At 37.6% G+C, this 2,966-nt stretch carries 2 protein-coding genes; both read left to right on the top strand.

Annotated elements, in window-relative coordinates; all coding sequences use genetic code 11:
* Nucleotides 1-358: 358 nt before the first annotated feature.
* Nucleotides 359-565, top strand: coding sequence for a PEP-CTERM sorting domain-containing protein (locus AC3DU7_RS29965; RefSeq protein WP_488042886.1), 207 nt, complete (start codon nt 359-361; stop codon nt 563-565).
* 1,079 nt (nt 566-1,644) lie between these two features.
* Nucleotides 1,645-2,966 (top strand): SdrD B-like domain-containing protein (locus AC3DU7_RS29960; RefSeq protein WP_488042885.1); only part of this gene is annotated, 1,322 nt, incomplete at its 3' end.

The raw sequence follows: 2,966 nt of genomic DNA, 5'->3' as shown, positions 1-2,966 counted from the left end.
AAAGAGAATGCGCACTCCATTTAAGTAAATTCTTATTAAGAGTAAGATATATTTTTTAACTTTATAATTTTTAACAATCGCAATATAAAGAAATACTAAAAAAAGAAGGATGTATCAATTTTGTCGCTATACGGTTTGATACTCAATGGTTTCTCAAGCCACTAGAAAAATCCTATTACTATATAGTTTAAATATGAGTATTTACCGAGACTTTTATGAAGAAGTGATGAAGGTTTACAGCAATTTTCATGAAGATTCAATGAAGATTCCCGGAAAAAGCATTTTTCCTCTTGCAGTTTCCGGAAAAAGCAAAATAAGATAATCACATCAAGCAAATTTTATGGAGTTCTATCTAGCTATGTTAAAAAATACTTTATTCGCTGCTGCTGCCACTATCACTATAGTTGCATCCTCCTCTCTACCTGCTGCTGCTAGTGGTGGTTTGCCTGGTGCTTCTGTTAGTGTACCAGAGCCTTCAACTATTTTAGGTACTCTCGTTGTTAGTGGTATCGGCTTATTGACTACCAAGAAAAAAGGCGCAGAGTCTAACGAAGAGCAAAAGTAAGCTTTGGTTTAAGGATAGGGTTTTTTACTAAATATTAAGAAATAATCTCCCCTGAGAAACTAATTCCCGTTTAGGGGAGAAAATTTTTCTTATCATACCAAATTGGGTGATTATTAGGATATTTTTTCAATAGCTAAATCTATCTCAGTCAACATTTCTACTTTTTTCAATACTTTGGTTACCTATCAAGGATTTAGCATCAAACTTCCTTTCTTAAGCTACACCCTAATTACCAGTGTTTCCGCAAAATTTGAAGAATTAGCTACTACATAACCTAATTTTTTAATTCATTAAAGCCTAGAAAATAGTTTGAGGAATTAAACTATATAACTTTGGGTAGGCAACAGTTTCTTATTGTCAAAGGATTTTGGCAACAGGAATAGTATGAATATGGAAGACTTACAATACTGATTAAGGTGTCTATTTATCTGGTTATATAGATATTCACTAAAAGATATAGCAATCAGGAATGATTTATGAGAAATTTATTCTGCATTTTCTTATAAATCTAACTAAGAAATCTTCCCATCAGTGTTTCAAATATAGTTCGTGATATTATGTCCGCTTTGATGCTTGTTATTGCGAACGAAGTGAAGTTATCCCAGAAACCTTGGAATTTGCAATGTAAGCATTTCCTGCGGAATGCTGTGCAAACAGCTACTAGCTGTCAGCTAGCCTCCGGAAGAGGAACTGCGTTAACAGCAATAAGACCATGCTTTTCAGGAAGGAGTGTCAATGAATATAGAGTTTAAAAACTTTTGCAGTAAGATTTAATTCTGCCTCAGTTAATACAGCTTTTAACCAACACCAAAAGCAACAGCTAAAACGCTGACTGCTGAATGCTTACCTTGCAATTGCTCCGTTCCATCCGCAATAAAATGTTATAGGTTATCTAGCGGATATCAATACAACAGATTTCAGAACTCTTGATTAGACATTTACCCAGATAAAAGATTTATTCTCCCTTATATTTTTCAGGAGAAATCTTTTTGGTGTGTCTACTTTTAGAGTCAACATTCGATTGCTAATGACGAAAATATAAATATTAATGCTACTACAACTACATAGGAATAATAAAAATGACTAATTTGAGCGACATCAGTACTCTACTACCAAATCAGGTTACAGTCACCAGTTCTATACTTCCTAATCTTTCGGCTGGGGGACCTGGAGTCGGCGATCCTAGTTACTTTGACCTGGAGATTACGGATGCAAATGGTATACTAGACGGATCTTTTGATGCCTTTTGTATCGACACCGATCTTCCTTTAGGTTTTAATGCCTTTGATCTTGACAATGATGGAGTTTACGGCGAAACAAATATTAATGTGCCTGGTCTAGGTGGAAGATTTGATGAGGGTGATAGTGATCCTTTCACCGCCAGTGTTTACTCAAGCTACGATCCTGCTGTCCTCAGCGATGGGTTAGGGGGAATTATTGAGAATCCTGAAAATCTAGACCTCGTGAACTGGATTCTCAACAATACAGGTACAGGTAATGCTTTAGAAAATTATACAACTGGTGAAATTCAGCTTGCTATTTGGCAGCTAATGGATGACGATCCTCCTACTGCTGATGATATAACTGGACTAGAAGTATTTTTCAATGGGTTTGACCAAGCCAATGTCGATGAAATTAAAGCTTTAGCTCAAGCAGAAGGAGAAGGGTTTGAGCCTCACGAAGCAGGTGAAAAACTGGCTGTTATCCTTGTACCCGATAATGATGGTGATGGAGTTCCAGACGGTCAAATCATCGTTACTACTGTGGAGTTATCTAAATTAGGAGACTTTGTTTTTGAAGACAAAGATGCCGACGGTATTCAGGACGATGGTGAAGTAGGCATAGAAGGCGCAACAGTTAATCTCCTTGCCGATCTTGATGGTGATGGTGAAATTGAAAGTGGTGAAGTAGTAGATACCACTACCACTGATGAAAATGGTAATTATGGGTTCGCAGTATTACCTGGTGATTACAAAGTTGAATTTGAGACTCCCGATGGTTTTGACATGGCCAGTCCAGCAAATCAGGGAAGTGATGATGCCAAAGATTCTGATGGTCCTATTTCTGATGTAATTACCCTCGACCCTGGAGAAAATGACCCCACTATTGATGCGGGATTTTTCAAAAAAGCTAGCTTAGGGGACAAAGTATTTGAAGATACCAACGGCAATGGTATTCAAGACGATGGAGAACCAGGAGTAGCAGGAGTAACAGTAACTCTCACAGGTGGGGGAGAAGATGGTGTAATTGGTACAGCAGACGACACCACAGAAACAACTACCACCGATGCAAATGGAATGTATGAATTCACCGACCTTAACCCTGGTGAAGAGTATAAAGTTACCTTTGAAGAGTCTACCTTACCCGATGGATTTGAATTTACAGCTCAAGACCAAGGTGG

The organism is Okeania sp., assembly GCF_983059655.1.
Note: the sequence above shows the minus strand (reverse complement) of the source record. Positions and strands in the feature narration are given on the sequence as shown.